The following is a 16420-nucleotide window of genomic DNA, read 5'->3' on the forward strand; positions in this document are numbered from 1 at the left end:
GCTGCGGGTCACGTATTTGCAAGGATGTCCTATGACCTCTGTTTCCGCTGCGCGCCTTCACCTGACAGATGTAACCAAATCCTATGGCCCGATTCAGGTGCTGCATGGTGTGTCTTTGACTGTCGCACCGGGAGAGGTTCACGGCCTGCTAGGGGAAAATGGTGCAGGAAAATCTACTCTTTTGAATGTGCTATGCGGTGTCGTCCCACCAGATGGGGGGCAAATAACGGTTGATGGCACGGCGGTCACGATCGCGCGCCCGAAAGATGCCGCCAAAGCAGGTATCGCGATGATCCACCAAGAGCTGCAACAGGTGCCCGAACTGACGGTGGCGCAAAATATCTTCCTTGGCGCCTCCTTGCGCCGTGGGGCGATATTTGTCGACCGCCAGACCCAGGAGGCCGAATCCCGCCGCCTTCTGGCCACGTTGGACCCCAGCATCGACGTTACCGCCCCGATCAGAGATCTTCGCGTCGCTCAGCGCCAAATTGTTGAAATTGCAAAGGCTTTACGGTCCAACGCGCGGGTGATCGCTATGGATGAGCCCACCTCCAGCCTGACACCAAAGGAATTTGAACGCCTGGTAAAGGTGATCCAAGTCCTAACCGCACAGGGTGTTTCGATCATATATGTCTCTCATAAAATGGATGAGGTGTATCGGCTGTGCCAAGCGGCGACGATTTTACGCGATGGGCGGTTTGTCACCCATGTGGCCTTGCCGCAGACCCCGCTTTCGACGGTGATCGAACATATGGTCGGGCGCGAATTGGCCCATGCCCATCATCGCAGCTTTGCCACAGACACAGTGATGATGCAGGTCAACGCGCTATCACGTGGCACCGCCGTGCGTAATGCCGATCTGACATTGCACCAAGGCGAAGTTCTGGGTATTGCCGGGCTTGTCGGGTCGGGACGCACTGAATTACTGCGCCTGATTGCCGGGGTGGACCGCGCCGATAGCGGAACCGTCACGGTGGACGGTGTCACCATCAGTGGCGCCAACCCACGTGCGCGTATCCGCGCGGGATTGGGGCTGGTGCCTGAAGAACGCAAACGCGATGGGATCATCCGTCACCGCCCGATCACCGCCAATATCGGCCTGCCAGCGATGTCGCAGTTTTCCCGTGTGGGTCTGATCCGCAAACGCGCCTTGCACGCCCGGTCGCAACAGCTGATGCGCGAGGTCAACCTGCGTCCCTTTGACGTAACACGCGCCATCGGCAGCTTTTCTGGCGGAAATCAGCAAAAAGCCATCATCGGCCGCTGGCTGGCCGCCGGCACCCGTATTTTCCTGTTTGACGAACCCACCCGGGGGATTGATGTCGGCGCCAAGGCCGAAATCTACGACCTGATAGAAACACTTGCCGCGCAAGGCTGCGGTGTCTTGGTCGTCTCTTCTGAGATGCCAGAGGTGATCCGTGTCTCTGACCGCGTGCTGGTGATGCGCGAAGGTAGGGTCGCAGCCTCCTTGAACGCCGGTGACATTACCGAAGCCGCCATAGCCCGCCACGCGATCCCAGCCGCGTGAGCTTGTTGCCCATCTATAGATTACGAGGATTGCCATGACGAAGGCACTGACAAATATACCGTTATTCTCACGCGTGCGGTTTCGTGATGCTGGCACTTTGGTTGGGTTGATCCTGATTGCAATTGTGTTCTCAGCGCTGACACCCAGCTTTTTCACCGTGCAAAACATCATCAACATCTTGCAGCAAAGCTCGATCAGTGCCTGTATTGCGATCGGGATGACGCTGGTTATCATCTCTGGCGGGATTGATCTGTCGGTCGGCCCGGTTGCCGCATTGTCGGCCACATTGGGAGCGGCGATGATGGTTGCCGGAGTCCCTGTGCCGCTGGCGGTTCTGGGCGCGATTGCCACCGGCGTGGCCTGCGGCTTTGTCAATGGTGCGCTGATCACATGGGGCGGGTTGCAGCCGTTCATTGTGACGCTGGGCGGGTTGTCGCTGTATCGTGCCTTGGCGCTGATCTATACTGGTGGCACACCAATATTTGGCCTGCCCACTGAATTTCGTGCCCTGTCCAATGGCACCGTGTTGGGGCTGCCCGGCCCGGTGATTGTTGTCGCGCTTTTGGCGCTGATCGCCTGGATTGTGCTGACGAAAACGCCGCTGGGGGAATATCTAATGGCCGTGGGTGGCAATCCCGAAGCTGCCCGTGTGGCGGGTGTGCCTGTAACTTTGACCAAACTGTCGGCCTATATGATTTCGGGCGGTTTGGCCGCGATTGCCTCACTGATCTTAATTGGACGGTTGGGCGCAGCAGAACCCACAATGGGCAACTTGTGGGAGCTGGACGCCATCGCGGCTTCGGCCATTGGTGGGGCGTCCCTGATGGGGGGGCGTGGCTCTATCGTTGGGACACTGATCGGATGTGTTATTCTTGGTGCTTTGCGTAATGGTTTGACGCTGTTGAATGTTCAGGCGTTCTACCAATTGCTTGCGACCGGGATTATCATCATTGTTGCGATGCTGATTGATCGCGCAACAAGTGGAAAATAATCAATGACGGACGATCCGAAAACTGTCGCGGCGCAAATCCGAATGCGGCTGCCAAGCCTGACCCCACTTGAAGGAAAAGTCGCGGCAGATATTTTGGCCCGCAAAGATATTGCGCCAGACACCCCCCTGCGCGAGGTGGCCGAAAAATCAGCCGTGTCCGAAGCGATGGTGGTCAAGGTTGCCAAAAAGCTGGGCTTTGCCGGGTTTCGTGAATTTCGCCACGGTCTGATCGCCTATTATCATTCCGATACGGCTGGGATGCATGCGGAAATTTCGGCCGAGGACACCTCGGGCGAAATCGTGCAAAAGGTTTTTCGCACCGCGATGCAGGCCCTGGAGGAAACCTTTGCGATTTTGGATCTGGAGGCATTCAACCGCGCCGCAGATTTCTTACATGCCGCCAAACAGCGTGATTTTTACGGCTTTGGCGGATCGGCGCAAATCGCCCGCGATGTCAGCCATAAATTCCTGCGTATTGGGTTGCGCAGTTCGGTATTTGACGATGCGCATATGATGATGATGTCGGCCTCCTTGCTGACGCCGAATGACGCCGTTATCGCGTTTTCACATTCTGGCGAAAGCGCGATCTTGCTTGATACCGTTGAATTGGCCCGCAAAAATGGTGCACGGATCATTGCCGTTACCAACTACCATGACAGCGCATTGGCCCGCCAGGCTGATGTTGTGCTGTGCTCTACTGCCGAAAACTCTGCACTGTTGGGGGAAAATGCTACGGCCCGGATCGCGCAGCTTAATCTTTTGGATGCGCTATTCGTCGCCACCGCGCAGCGTGACCGCGCCGCCGCGGATGCCAATTTGGCGCGCACGATGAATGCCGTTACCAAAAAAAGACGAAAATGAGGATATCGTGACCCAACCTACCCCCCTTTCCTTGATCATTGGCTCGTTACACTATGACATTATGGTGGAAACGGATCAGTTGCCGCGTTTGGATGAAACCGCTGTAGGCCATCGCTGGTTTCCAAAATTCGGCGGAAAAGGTGGCAATCAGGCGGTTGCGGCGATGCCGTCACGAATGGTCGGGGCGGTGGGCAATGACGAATTTGGCGCGTTTTTGCGTGAACGGCTGGATCAGGCCGGCGTAGATCATCGCGGGGTCACCACGCTTGCCCAACCATCAGGCATGAGCGTTGCAATCATGAACGCCGATGGAGACTATGCCGCAACCATCGTATCAGGGGCCAATCTGGCGATTGATCCCGCGCAATTCGACACCCCGCAGATTTGGCAAGATATTGGTATTCTGGTTTTGCAAAATGAGGTGGCACCGGCGGTCAATCTTGCTGCCGCCCGTGGGGCACGTCAGCGCAATATTCCAGTATTGCTGAACGCGGCACCGGCCCGACCCCTTTCCGACGATTTTGCGCAGTTGGTCGATATTTTGGTCGTCAACGCGATCGAGGCCGAGATGTTTGGCGCCGCCCCAGTGACAGATCTGGCCAGTGCAAAGGCCGCAGCAGCCACGCTGATCGCAGGGTTTAACGCCGTGATTGTTACCGCAGGATCCAAGGGCGTGGCATGGGCCACTCAAGACAGTGCACCTGCCGCCCTGCCCGCCGTGCCTGTCGCAGCCGTCAGTGCCCATGGCGCGGGTGATTGCTTCACCGGAGCTTTGGCAAAGGCCCTGGTGCGCGGCGCATCCTTGGCACAGGCCTGTGAGCGTGCCTCCCATGCGGCGGCAGCGCATGTAGCGCAAAAAACCGCCCCCCCAGAGCCGGTTGCCTAAACCAGCCACCGACACCGCTAATTCAGCGTGTCGACATCGCCATCTTCGCTGATCTGTGCAAGATCATGGATGATTGTGTTTTGATCGTTTTCTATTTTTCCGACAACGCGGTGCAATATTCGCTGGGCGTCCTGTTGCAATTGTGGATCAAGATCTTCTCGCCATACCACCCATGCCGGATAATGGAAGGCAGGCGCATCGGGCACAAGATACAAACTTCCGGCATCCAGATGGGGTTTGGCAGAACGCGCGGGCACGTAGGTAGCCAATCCCCGGCGGCTGATAAAATCCGCCGCCATGGCCCCTAAGGTCAAGCTTAGGCCGGACTGGGTCAGCCCGGGCAGATGCAACGCATGGGCCTGTGTGAATTCCGCGCCCCAATCGCTGAACACATAGCGATCCGCCAGATCCAGTGTGGGATTAGGCCAAGCGGCGACCAAGATCAGCTCATCATCCATCAGCTTATCGACCCGCAACCCCGGTCGCAGCTGCGGCGTATACATCAAAGCGGCTTCGATCACCCCTTCGATCAAAAACCGGGTCAACCGTTCTGGCATGCCGATTTCGGCGCGGATGCTCAGGTCCGGCATTTCAACGCGCAGCCCATCAATCCAGCGAAATCCCAGGCCCGGCCACAGCGAATATTGCGCCCCGATAATCAGCGCGCGTGTGAAGCCCTGAGGCATGGCGACGTGATGGCGCGCCTCCTCCCACAGTTTCACAAGACTAAGGGCATAGCGTTCAAATTCTTTGCCTGTGGGCGTCAGCTCTGCCCCGGCCTTAGAACGGGTGAACAACGCATGGCCAAGGGAGTCTTCCAGCCGTTGGATACGCAAACTGACCGCCGATTGCGTTACAAACAAACGCGCCGAGGCCGAGACAAACGAGCCGGTCGCGGCCACTTCCAAAAATGTGCGGATCAGGGTGATATCCATCCCCTATCCATAAGCGATCCTCATGTGATCGACAATTCAAAATCTGCGTGGCACATGGGCGCCGGGCTGGGCCAAAAGCCCGTCGCCCGGGAACGGTCGGATTATTCATCCTCTTCTTCACTGCCCATCACGGCCTGCCCGGCAAGACGGCCCGCCCCAACAACACCTTTCGCGCCTGCTTTAAGCACTGCGCCGGTGCCGTCGACGGTATTATCAATCACATCGCCAGCAGAACATGCGCCAATGATCAAAGCCGTCAGTACTATAAGGGTCTGGTTTTTGAACGTTAAAGTCATATCGCTACTCACTTTCTTTGGTCCGGCCACGCCTGTGGCGCAGCGAATGCATGTGGAAAACCGCCGCCCTTGCAACGCGCTGACCTGCGATAACGCAGGCGGTGACGGTTCGTGTTCATCCGGTATAGCAGCGCTAAGTCATCAAGGATAACGAATATAAATAAGGCATGAGGTGAGTGTTAGTTATGGATGGAATGTCGTTGCATCAGCCCATCAGCGGCACGATTGCCTACGGCCCCGTGCTATGCCACTGCGCAGGCAGATCAGCACCCCTGCCACAAGACTGATCCCTGCTCCGGCAAAAAAGGGCATGGCAGGGCTGCTATAGGTCCATAACCATCCTGCCGCCGTGTTCCCCAGCAACACCACCGCCCCTGTCACCAGATTGAACGTGCCAAAGGCACTGCCACGCAGGGTTTGCGGAGTTGCCGCGGCAATCATCGCCCCCAGCAACCCTTGCGAAAACCCCATATGCAGCCCCCACATCACTGTTGCCAAAATATACACCCAAACAGATGCAGCGATAGCCAACAACAGATGCGCGCCCAGCAAAAAGCCAAGGCTGCACAGCAACAATCCGGTGGTGCCTATAGTGTCCGACAATTTGCCCACCGGATAGGCGGTCGCCCCATAGGCCAAATGCATGATCACCAGTGACAGCGGCACCCATGTGGGGGTGAACCCGGCCTCCAGAGATTTCAATAGAACGAATGCCTCGCTAAAGCGGGCCAACATGATCAATGCCGCCAATCCGATTACTGACCAGACCTGCCTGTTCAAGCGCAAACTATCTGAGAGGCGAAACCTTGAGCCGGCGAGGGAGGACGGGCCGTCAGGTTCCGTCACGCACAGGACCAAAACGACAATCGCCAAAGCCGCCGGAACTGTCGCCAGCCAGTAGACCGCACGAATATCTTGCGCCAAGACCACCATCGCCAAGACAGCGATGATAGGGCCCAAAAACCCGCCAACCGTATCAAGAGATTTGCGCAAGCCAAAACTTGCCCCGCGCAGCTGCGGCGGGCTGACGGCAGCAATGATTGCATCGCGCGGCGTCCCTCGGATGCCTTTGCCAACGCGGTCCATCGACTTGGCCAAAACAATGTGGTCCATACTGGATGCCACCGGAAAGATCAGCCGCGATACCGCCCCCAGTCCATAGCCCAGCACGGCCAATGGCTTGGCCCGGCGCGAGCGGTCCACCCAAAGCCCCGACAGGAACTTCGTGACCGTGGCGATGGCCACCGACAGCCCCTCTAGCAGGCCCAGCGCCATAACCGAAACGCCAAGGCCGCTGGTCAGATAGATCGGCAATAGCGCCGCCACCATTTCTGAGGAAACATCCATCAACAGGCTAACACAACCAAGCATCCAAACCGTCGTAGGCAACGCCGCCCGGGGCGGTACGTCCCGGCGTTGAGCCAGCCAATGTCGTAGCATCTTCACTCCGATACAAAATCAGGGGCAAACCGCTGCGGCGTATCTGACAAAATCCGCCCGCGCCCCCGGCCGGCCCGCAGCGTATCCCTGGAAACATCCCTGCGCTGAAGGACAAGCCCAGCGCGCAGCGCCACGATATCCATGGCTAACAAAGGGTGCAATCTATCAAGATGCAGACAAGAACGACAGCGCCCTAAAGGCCAGAAATTTCCGAAATTGTATCAAATGCATCGGCCGGCGGTGTGGATTTCCCATCACAAATGCCGCCGTCAGTGCTGGCTTGACCACTGTGGCCTTCCAGTTGTAGCTAGACTGACCTACCTATTTTTGAAAGATTCAACATGACAGCGCCAAACAAGACACCAAAACCATCGGCACATGATCGCCTTTTGGGCGCGGCGATGGCGCTGTTTTATAATCACGGCATCAATGGAACGGGCATAGATGCCATTGTAGAACGCGCAGGCGTGGCCAAAAAGAGCCTTTATAACAATTTCTCCTCCAAGGCAGATCTGGTGAACCAGTATCTTAAGGCACGTCATGGCGAATGGCTGGGCCTGTATGAAACCCGCGCTGCGGCGGCGCAAACGCCAAATCAGCGCATTCTTGCGGTATTTGACGCCTATCAAGATCATGCCGAATTTGCCTATGAACGGGGGTTTCGCGGCTGCGGTTTGCTCAATGCCGCAGCGGAGCTTGAAACCGCCGATATCGGGCGGGCCGCTGTCAGGCGGCATAAGGAACAGGTCGAAAGCATTCTTGCGCACCATCTATCCGACCTGTTGCCCAATCAGCCCGACCGCGTGGTGAATTTGGCCGCGATGATCGCCTTTTTGCTGGAAGGCGCGATGGTGCGGGCGGGGTTAGAGGGCAGCAGCGCACGGGTGATCACCGCACGCGCGATGGTGTATGACATGTTGGAAGGCCTTTAAAATGCTTCAGGGACACATTTGGGGCGTCGTAGCCATCCTGTTTTCCGCCATCGTCTGGGGCACGACAGGAACAGCAGCAACATTTGCGCCAGATGTCAGCGCGGCCGCAATTGGTGCCGCAGCAATGGGCGTAGGGGGCATCGCACAGGCATTGGTCGCCGCCCGAGGCATTGCGCAATCTCGGACGGTGCTTTGGCACCAGCGTCGTTTTTTGGTAATCGGCGCTGTATCCGTGGCGATTTATCCCTTGGCGTTTTACGGCGCTATGCGGCTGGCAGGGGTGACCGTTGGAACCGTCATTACTATTGGCTCTGCACCGCTTCTCTCCGCGCTAATCGAATATTTTCTGGACCGAAGGCATCTGACGGTGCGGTGGTCCATCGGGGCATTTGTTGGTTTGATCGGCATGGGGATGATTTGCATAGCGGAAAACCCATCCCATGGGGATATGGTCGACGGCGGCAATATGCTTTTGGGGACATGCCTTGGGTTGATTGGTGGGCTGACCTATGCGCTGTATTCTTGGAGCGCGCGTAAAATGATGCTGCAAGGCACCAGGTCTTCTATCGCAATGGGGGCGACGTTTGGACTTGGAGGTATATTGCTTATGCCGGTTTTGTTCATGACCGGGGGACCGTTTCTTGCCTCATGGACGAACGCTTTCGTGGGCATTTACATGGCGGCGGTGCCGATGTTTTTGGGCTACCTGGCCTTTGGTTTTGGACTGGCCCGTGTGCCCGCCAGTATGGCGACAGTCATCACTTTGCTTGAACCCGTCGTTGCGGCTGTTTTGGCCGTCCTGATTATCGGCGAACGCTTGCCAAATATCGGCTGGATCGGCGTGGGATTGGTTGTAGGGTGTCTTGTGATCATCACGATGCCACCCCCCCGCCAGAGACGGCCCCGCGCAACGCCACAACCACAACCGGAGCAGACATAATCGCCGGCCTTGGCTGCTGGGTCAAAGGCACCGTTTACCCCGCTGATGATGTGCTATTTCGACACCTTTCCCATCCTCTTTCCCCTGTTGCCCCCAATTCGGATGATTGCCTGATGCCCCTGACACCTAACCTTCATGCTGCTTTGATTGACATCACACGTACTGCGGCGCGCGATCAGATCATGCCCCGATTTCGCACCCTGACGCCCGAGGATATTTCGACGAAATCCAGCCCCGAAGATCTGGTCACCCAGGCCGATTTGGCAGCCGAGGCGCAGATCGCCCGCGCCTGTCGTGCACTGTTTCCCGACGCATTGATCATCGGCGAGGAAGCGGTGGAAAATGATCCCTCGCTTCTGGCCGGGCTGGCAGGGGCTGCGCGTGCGGTGATCATCGACCCGGTGGATGGCACATCGAATTTCGCACAGGGGCTGGCCACATTTGGGGTTATTTTGGCTGTGGTGGAACATGGAGAGACCATTTTCGGCCTGCTGTATGATCCGGTTCTGGACGATTGGGTCATGGCCCATAAGGGCGGTGGTGCATGGTATTGCCGCGAGGGGGCCGCGCCACGCCAGTTGGGGCCTTGGCCTGCGCGCCCGGCCGAACGCGCCTGCGGCTATCTGTCGCTTGCGCTTTTTGCGCCCGACAAACGTGCCGCGGTGGCGGCAACATTTCCGCCCTATGCGCGGCTGAATACGCTGGGCTGTTCGTGTCATGAATATCGCCAAATGGCTTTGGGTCATGCGCAGTTCATGGTCTCACCGATGACCAAGCCTTGGGATCATGCCGCAGGCGCATTGATTGTCGAAGAATGCGGCGGGCAGGTTTTGAATGGTCGCGGGCAGCGCTGGACACCGGCCACACCGGTTGCGCCGATCACCGCGCGCAGCCATCACGAACAGGCAGCACCGATCCTGCCCTGACCCGAACGTCCCCTTCCATGTCGCATTTGACGGCACCCACCGCCCCCGTTCCATTTTCCGGGGCCTGATTGCGGGCGTAGGAATTGTGCGCAAAATATGGGCGCACATGGCTTTGGCCGCGCCTGTGCCCGCAAAATTTAACAGGGTTACAAAACCGTCATCCCTGCCTCAAGGAACTGTAACATTCCCCCCGTAGCCCTCGGCGCAATCAAAATCCTTTAGGGACCTGGGACATGTTCACAAAAACGACGACGGCATTGGCACTGAGCCTGACAGCCTCCAGCGCAATGGCCACCGATATCAGCTGGTGGCACGGCATGAGCGGCCGCAACGGCGAGGTCATCAATGAAATCTCGCAACAGTTCAACGACGCGCAAGATAGCTGCAATCTGACCCCGATCTCTAAGGGCACTTATGAAGAGGCACTGTCTTCGGGTATCGCGGCCTTCCGCGCGGGTGAACAGCCCAATATTTTGCAGGTGTTTGACGCAGGCTCCGCCACGATCATCGCGGCCCAAGGCGCAACAATCCCCGCCGAGGACCTGATTACCGGTGCAGGCGAAGCGTTCAACCGCGAAGATTTCATCGCGGGCGTGCGGAATTTCTACGCCGACAGCGCGGGCAAATTCATCGGCATGCCGTTCAATTCTTCTGCGCCGATCATGTATTACAACACCCAAGCCTTTGAGGCCGCAGGCGTTGAGCCACCCAAAACATGGGAGGAATTTGAACAGGTAGCGCCCAAGCTGAAAGAGGCCGGCTATCTGCCCATGACCGCGTCGCAGCTGACATGGATGATGGTGGAGAATTTCAAATCCCGCAACAACCAGCAATTTGCCACCAATAACAATGGCTATGACTCCGCTGAAGGCACGGAAATGATCGTGTCCGATGAGAACACAGAAATGATGTTCCACAAGCTGAAAGACTGGGCTGACGCTGGGTTGTATGGCTTTTACGGTGCTGGCTGGGCGGACAATTTGAAACCGTTCGAAGAAGGCAAAGCCGCGATGTGGATCGGGTCCTCTGGCAGCTTTGGCGGTTTGCAAAAATCGGCCAATTTTGAGTTTGGCGCGGATTTCATGCCTTATTGGGATGCGATTGAAGGCGCAGGCACCCAAAGTTTCATCGGTGGCGCGGCGCTGTTCGCAATGGCGGGAAAACCTGATGCCGAAAACGCTTGCACGGCGCAGTTTTTCACCTTTCTGACGGCGCCCGAAACTCAGGTATATTGGCACAAGAACACCGGCTATGTGCCAATTACCGAAGCGGCCTATGAGCTGGCGAAGTCCGAAGGCTATTACGACGAACAGCCCGTCGCCGAAGTGGGTATCCAGCAGCTGATGTTGCCTGGTGGTGAGTGGTCGAAAGGCTACCGCATGGGCTTTTACCCGCAGATCCGCTCGGTGATGGAGCGCGAATTCAACCGCATCTTCTCCAATGAGACCACAGTCGAAGACGCGTTTGACACGATCGAGACCGAGGGCAACGCCCTGTTGGCGCGTTTCGCAAAATCCGCAAGCTAACACCGCTTTGCCCTATCGACGACGTCCCGGACGCCCTGTCCGGGACGTCTTCATTCCACCGCACCCGGTCGTGCACCGGGGCCTGATCAGCAGGATACACTTCGGTGACAGATGCCTTGACGACGAATGGGGCGCCAAAAACCATGCGCGACCGACTGCGCCTGTGGTGGCGCGCCGAACCCGCCCATCCGATGAAACGCGCCCAGTTCAACGCACCGCTTGCGCCATGGCTATTTGTTTTGCCGCAGATCGCGGTCGTGGTGGTCTTCTTCTATTGGCCTGCGATACAGGCCGTTACATCCTCGTTTTATATCGAGGATCCGTTTGGCTTTGGCGCGACCTTTGTCGGGCTAGAGAATTACAAAACTGCGCTCGATAGCACGCAATATGCCAGCACGGCAGCCTTTACCGCGTTTTTCTGTGTGGTCGTGACCACGCTGGCCCTGGGGTTTGGGCTATTACTGGCGGTGAAGGCCGATAAGGTCATTCGCGGGGCGCATAGCTATAAAACGCTGCTGATCGCGGTCTATGCCATCGCCCCGCCCGTGGCCGGGCTTATTGGCATGATGTTTTTTGACATGCATATCGGTCCATTCACCGAAATCGCGGCCTGGTTTGGATATGAGCTGAAAGTCGGGGTGAATTACTGGGATACGGTCGTGGCCTTGGTCACGATCGCGGTGTGGAAGCAAATCCCCTATAATTTCATTTTTTTTCTGTCAGGTATGCAATCCATCCCCGCGTCGGTGCGTGAAGCCGCGTTGATCGATGCGCGGTCCGGGTGGCGCAGGTTTTGCGATGTGACTTTGCCCTTGCTGGCGCCGACAGCGTTTTTCCTGCTGATCATCAACATCACCTATACGATGTTTGACACATTCCCGATCATTGATGTGATTGTAAAAGATAAGCCTGCCAATAACCCGATGACCCTTGTCTACAAGGTCTATCTGGACGGGTTCAAAGGCAATGACATCGGCGGATCTTCAGCACAATCCGTGATTTTGATGATCGTCGTGGCGGTGCTGACGGTGGTTCAGTTCCGCTTTCTTGAACGTCGCGTTCATTACGGGTGAGCTATGCAAAAGATGAAACCATTTGACCATCTGGTCCTGATCCTTGGCGTGATCTTCCTGTGCCTGCCTGTTGTGATGGCGCTGATGTCATCAACCCATGCGGCCATCGACATTCACACCAATGGATTATCGCTGCTGCCCGGGGGTGACGCCATGGCCACCTATGGCAAGGTGCTGACCCATCGCGGCGGGTTCACCGGGGATGTGACCGGCCTGCTGATGCTGCGCAATTCGCTAATCCTTGGCCTGGGCTTTGCAATCGGAAAAATTGTGCTGTCCATGATGGCGGCCTATGCGCTGGTCTATTTCCGTTTTCGCTTTGCGACGGCGCTGTTTTGGATGATTTTCACCACGCTGTTGCTGCCACTGGAGGTGCGCATCATGCCCTCTTATCAGGTAATGGCACAGCTGCATTTGCTTAACACTTATTCGGGGTTGATCATCCCTTTGCTGGCCTCTGCCACTGGGACATTCTTTTTCCGACAGTTTTTTCGCTCAGTCCCTGATGAGCTGCTAGAGGCAGCACGGATCGACGGGGCCGGACCGGTGAAATTCTTCATCGACATTTTGATCCCCTTATCGAAAACCATGATGTCGGCGATCTTCATCATTATGTTCATCTATGGTTGGAACCAATATCTGTGGCCGCTGCTGATGACCACGGATGAAAGCTTCTACACGTTGATGCGCGGCATCAAATCGATCCTGCAGGTGTGGATCGGCAGTCAAATCCCCGACTATAACGAAGCCTTCGCCCTTGCTGTGCTGGCCATGATCCCCCCCGTAGCAGTGGTGGTGGTCTTTCAGCGCATGTTCATCAAGGGCCTGACGGAAAGCGATAAATAATGGCACATATCACGTTGAAAGATGTCTCAAAAACCTATTCGGGCAGTGCACATTCCGCCGTATCGGGCGTGGATATCGCGATACAGGACGGGGAGTTTATCGTGCTTGTCGGCCCATCGGGCTGCGGCAAATCCACCTTGTTGCGCATGGTGGCGGGTCTGGAAGCCATCTCGGGCGGTCAGGTCCATATCGGGGACAGATTGGTGAATGATCTGGATCCGGCCGAGCGTGATATCGCGATGGTGTTTCAAAACTATGCGCTGTATCCGCATATGACGGTGCGCGATAATATGGCCTATGGGCTGAAAAATCGCGGGGCGTCCCGGCAAGAGCTCGCACAGCGCGTGCAAGAGGCCGCGACCTTGCTGGAGCTTGGCCCCTATCTGGATCGCAAACCACGCGCGCTGTCAGGTGGACAGCGCCAACGGGTGGCAATGGGCCGGGCCATCGTGCGCCAACCAGCGGCGTTCTTATTCGATGAACCACTGTCGAACCTTGATGCCAAGCTGCGCGTGACGATGCGGATGGAAATTCGCAAATTGCAAAAACGCCTTGGCACGACCGCCCTCTATGTCACTCATGACCAGCTGGAGGCGATGACGCTGGCGGATCGGTTGGTTGTGTTGAACGGCGGGCAGATAGAACAGATCGGCGCCCCGCTGGAAGTATATCGCACACCGGCGTCAACCTTTGTGGCCTCGTTCATCGGGGCACCAGCCATGAGCCTGCTGGATGCCCATGTTGAAAGCGGGCGACTGGTGCTGGCCGGGCACCAGGTGGCACGGGTGCACGCTGGCGACGGGCCGCTGACGCTGGGCTTGCGGGCGGAGGATCTGCGCATTGCACCGCAAGGCCTGCCAATGGATGTTGAATTCATCGAAGAACTGGGCGCACAGCGCGTGGTCTATGGGTTGGTTGACGGTCAGCGCCTTGCAGTCGTGGAAACGGGCGCAAAATCGATCAGCCAGCGTGTTCACATCGCCATCGATCCACAACGGCTGCACCTGTTCGACACCGTCTCGGGGCGGCGTAGAGACATTGTTGTGGAACAGCAGATCCCGTCCCACGCACACTTGTGACTTTGGGGCGGGCTGCGTATCACAGGTGCCACAGCATAAAAAGGGCGGCGCCATGAAAATTGCGACATTCAACATCAACGGAATTAAGGCACGCCATGCGGCATTGGTGGATTGGCTGAAAGAGGCCGATCCCGATGTCGCCTTGCTGCAAGAGATCAAATCGATTGATGAGGGGTTCCCGCGCGAACTGTTCGAAGATCTGGGCTATGCGGTGGAAACCCATGGTCAGAAAAGCTTTAACGGCGTGGCCATCTTATCGAAGCTGCCGCTGGAGGATGTAACCCGCGGCCTGCCCGGAAATGAGAGTGACGAACAGGCCCGCTGGATTGAGGCCACGGTTGTCGGCGAGCGGGCTGTGCGGCTGTGCGGGCTGTATCTGCCCAATGGCAACCCGGTGGAATTTGACCCCTCTGGCGCGCCTATCCGCGAGGGAAAATACGGCTATAAGCTGGACTGGATGGACCGGCTGCATGCCCGCGCCACACAGTTGCTGCAAAGCGAAGAGCCGGTTGTGATGGCGGGCGATTACAATATCATCCCGCAAGATGAAGATGCCGCCAAGCCAGAAAGCTGGCGCCGCGATGCTTTGGCCCTGCCTGAAAGCCGGGCCGCGTTCCGACGTGTTTTGAATCTGGGCTTCACCGAAGCCTTTCGCGCCAAAGTGACAGGGCCGGGGCATTACTCTTTTTGGGATTATCAGGCCGGGGCGTGGCAGCGTAACAACGGGATCCGCATTGATCACCTGCTGCTTAGCCCCCAAGCGGCGGATTTGCTGCGCAATGTGGAGATTGATAAAGATATCCGCGGGCGTGAAAAGCCTTCGGACCATGTGCCTGTCTGGATTGACCTAGAGGCATGATCGGCGCGTTTTAATACATTTGCAGCGCATGACATCTTGCGCCCGGACGCGGCTTCATGCTGATTTGGCGAAAAGACGCGAGGACATGATGACCACCGACCCAGTTTTGCCTGCACCGCTATCGCCCGCTATGGCGGTGACATTCGCCCCCCCCGTGATGGAGGCGCGGCGATGGCTGGACGGGGTGACATTTGCGCCTGATCGCCCGTTGATCAACGTATCCCAAGCTGCCCCCGTGGATCCGCCCCCCGTCGGCCTGCGCCAAGCAATTGCGCAGGCCTGTCTGGACGATCCGGCCGCCCATTTATATGGGCCGGTGCTGGGCCTGCCCGCCTTGCGCACCGAGGTCGCCCAGCAATGGAGCACAGCCTATCACGGTACGGTACATGAAGATCAGGTGGCAATCACACAAGGCTGCAATCAGGCCTTTTGCGCCGTTCTGTCGACATTGACCGCACCCGGAGATGAGGTGATTTTACCAACCCCATGGTATTTCAATCATAAAATGTGGCTGGATATGGCATCCATCCGTGCGGTTGGTCTGGCGACAGGACCTGATCTTTTGCCCGACCCACAGGCCGCAGCCGCCCTGATCACCGATAGAACCCGCGCAATTGTCTTGGTCAGCCCGAACAATCCGGGTGGTGTAGAATATCCGGCCGATCTGATGCGGGCATTTTACGAATTGGCCAAGGCGCGTGGCATCGCGCTGATTGTGGATGAGACATATCGCGATTTTGACAGCCGCACCGGCGCGCCGCATGATCTGTTTGCCGATCCGGACTGGGATCAGACCTTGATTCAGCTGTATTCTTTTTCCAAAGCCTATCGTTTGACAGGCCACCGGGTGGGCGCGGCCGTGGCCTCGGTCGCGCGTTTGGCGCAGGTAGAGAAATTTTTGGACACGGTTGCGATCTGCCCCGGTCAGCTGGGCCAGATCGGCGCGCTATGGGGCATGCGCAACCTGTCGCAATGGGTGGCCCAAGAACGCGATGAAATCCTGATGCGTCGCGCGGCGATGCAGGCCGGATTTGCCGGGCTAGAGGGATGGAAATTGTTGGGATTAGGGGCATATTTCGCCTATGTCGAACATTGCGCCGATGATCCCTCACCAATATTTGCGCAGCGTCTGGTCCGCGATGCAGGCGTTTTGCTTTTGCCCGGCACCATGTTCATGCCCGATGACGATGCCCGCGGCCAACGCCAGTTGCGCATCGCATTTGCCAATGTGGATACAACCGGCATCGCATTGTTGATGGACCGCCTGCGCACCGTCACACCCTGAGCGCGTGTCATGCCTTG

The 16420-nt window shown here is 57.4% G+C and carries 16 protein-coding genes; 13 read left to right on the forward strand and 3 right to left on the reverse strand.

Going from position 1 to position 16420, the window contains the following annotated elements:
* The first annotated feature begins 31 nt into the window (after window positions 1–31).
* The 4 genes from BFP70_RS10870 to BFP70_RS10885 are packed head-to-tail and all read left to right on the forward strand — an operon-like array spanning window position 32 to window position 4266.
* Complete coding sequence (locus tag BFP70_RS10870) at window positions 32–1528, forward strand: sugar ABC transporter ATP-binding protein (protein WP_066011595.1); 1497 nt, start codon at window positions 32–34, stop codon at window positions 1526–1528.
* Window positions 1529–1562: 34 nt separating this feature from the next.
* On the forward strand, window positions 1563–2519 hold the full coding sequence (locus tag BFP70_RS10875) for an ABC transporter permease (protein ID WP_066011596.1): 957 nt from the start codon (window positions 1563–1565) through the stop codon (window positions 2517–2519).
* A 3-nt stretch (window positions 2520–2522) separates the two neighbouring features.
* A complete protein-coding gene (locus BFP70_RS10880) occupies window positions 2523–3380 on the forward strand; it encodes a MurR/RpiR family transcriptional regulator (protein ID WP_066011597.1) in 858 nt (285 codons plus the stop codon).
* Window positions 3381–3387: 7 nt separating this feature from the next.
* Window positions 3388–4266, forward strand: a complete 879-nt coding sequence (locus BFP70_RS10885) for a PfkB family carbohydrate kinase (protein ID WP_255356673.1) — start codon at window positions 3388–3390, stop codon at window positions 4264–4266.
* Between the two features lie 17 nt (window positions 4267–4283).
* On the opposite strand, the gene BFP70_RS10890 is transcribed toward BFP70_RS10885, so the two are convergent.
* From BFP70_RS10890 to BFP70_RS10900, 3 genes are all read right to left on the reverse strand, one after another.
* A complete protein-coding gene (locus tag BFP70_RS10890) occupies window positions 4284–5201 on the reverse strand; it encodes a LysR family transcriptional regulator (protein WP_066011598.1) in 918 nt (305 codons plus the stop codon).
* A 101-nt stretch (window positions 5202–5302) separates the two neighbouring features.
* On the reverse strand, window positions 5303–5497 hold the full coding sequence (locus BFP70_RS10895; RefSeq protein ID WP_066011599.1) for a hypothetical protein: 195 nt from the start codon (window positions 5495–5497) through the stop codon (window positions 5303–5305).
* 213 nt (window positions 5498–5710) lie between these two features.
* A complete protein-coding gene (locus BFP70_RS10900; protein ID WP_066011600.1) occupies window positions 5711–6937 on the reverse strand; it encodes an MFS transporter in 1227 nt (408 codons plus the stop codon).
* A 341-nt stretch (window positions 6938–7278) separates the two neighbouring features.
* On the opposite strand from BFP70_RS10900, the gene BFP70_RS10905 reads away from it, so the two are divergent.
* From BFP70_RS10905 to BFP70_RS10945, 9 genes are all read left to right on the forward strand, one after another.
* Window positions 7279–7869: a TetR/AcrR family transcriptional regulator gene (locus BFP70_RS10905; RefSeq protein ID WP_066011601.1), complete on the forward strand. Its 591-nt coding sequence runs from the start codon at window positions 7279–7281 to the stop codon at window positions 7867–7869.
* A gap of 1 nt (window position 7870) precedes the next feature.
* Window positions 7871–8809, forward strand: a complete 939-nt coding sequence (locus tag BFP70_RS10910; protein ID WP_141693171.1) for a DMT family transporter — start codon at window positions 7871–7873, stop codon at window positions 8807–8809.
* Between the two features lie 113 nt (window positions 8810–8922).
* Entirely contained in the window at window positions 8923–9735 is an 813-nt protein-coding gene (locus BFP70_RS10915; RefSeq protein WP_066011603.1) for an inositol monophosphatase, read from the forward strand.
* 233 nt (window positions 9736–9968) lie between these two features.
* Complete coding sequence (locus BFP70_RS10920; RefSeq protein ID WP_066011604.1) at window positions 9969–11261, forward strand: extracellular solute-binding protein; 1293 nt, start codon at window positions 9969–9971, stop codon at window positions 11259–11261.
* Between the two features lie 191 nt (window positions 11262–11452).
* Window positions 11453–12334 carry an ABC transporter permease subunit gene (locus tag BFP70_RS10925; protein WP_066011750.1) on the forward strand — a complete coding sequence of 294 codons (882 nt, stop codon included), beginning with the start codon at window positions 11453–11455 and terminating at the stop codon, window positions 12332–12334.
* 3 nt (window positions 12335–12337) lie between these two features.
* Window positions 12338–13180: a sn-glycerol-3-phosphate ABC transporter permease UgpE gene (ugpE, locus tag BFP70_RS10930; RefSeq protein ID WP_066011605.1), complete on the forward strand. Its 843-nt coding sequence runs from the start codon at window positions 12338–12340 to the stop codon at window positions 13178–13180.
* Window positions 13180–14259 carry a sn-glycerol-3-phosphate ABC transporter ATP-binding protein UgpC gene (gene ugpC / locus BFP70_RS10935; protein ID WP_066011606.1) on the forward strand — a complete coding sequence of 360 codons (1080 nt, stop codon included), beginning with the start codon at window positions 13180–13182 and terminating at the stop codon, window positions 14257–14259. Before ugpE ends, ugpC begins: the two co-directional genes overlap by 1 nt.
* 52 nt (window positions 14260–14311) lie before the next feature.
* Entirely contained in the window at window positions 14312–15118 is an 807-nt protein-coding gene (xth, locus tag BFP70_RS10940) for an exodeoxyribonuclease III (protein WP_066011607.1), read from the forward strand.
* 106 nt (window positions 15119–15224) lie between these two features.
* Entirely contained in the window at window positions 15225–16403 is a 1179-nt protein-coding gene (locus tag BFP70_RS10945) for an aminotransferase (protein ID WP_141693176.1), read from the forward strand.
* Window positions 16404–16420: the final 17 nt, after the last annotated feature.

Origin of the sequence: Thioclava sp. SK-1 (assembly GCF_001705665.1) — a bacterium.
Lineage (GTDB): Bacteria > Pseudomonadota > Alphaproteobacteria > Rhodobacterales > Rhodobacteraceae > Thioclava.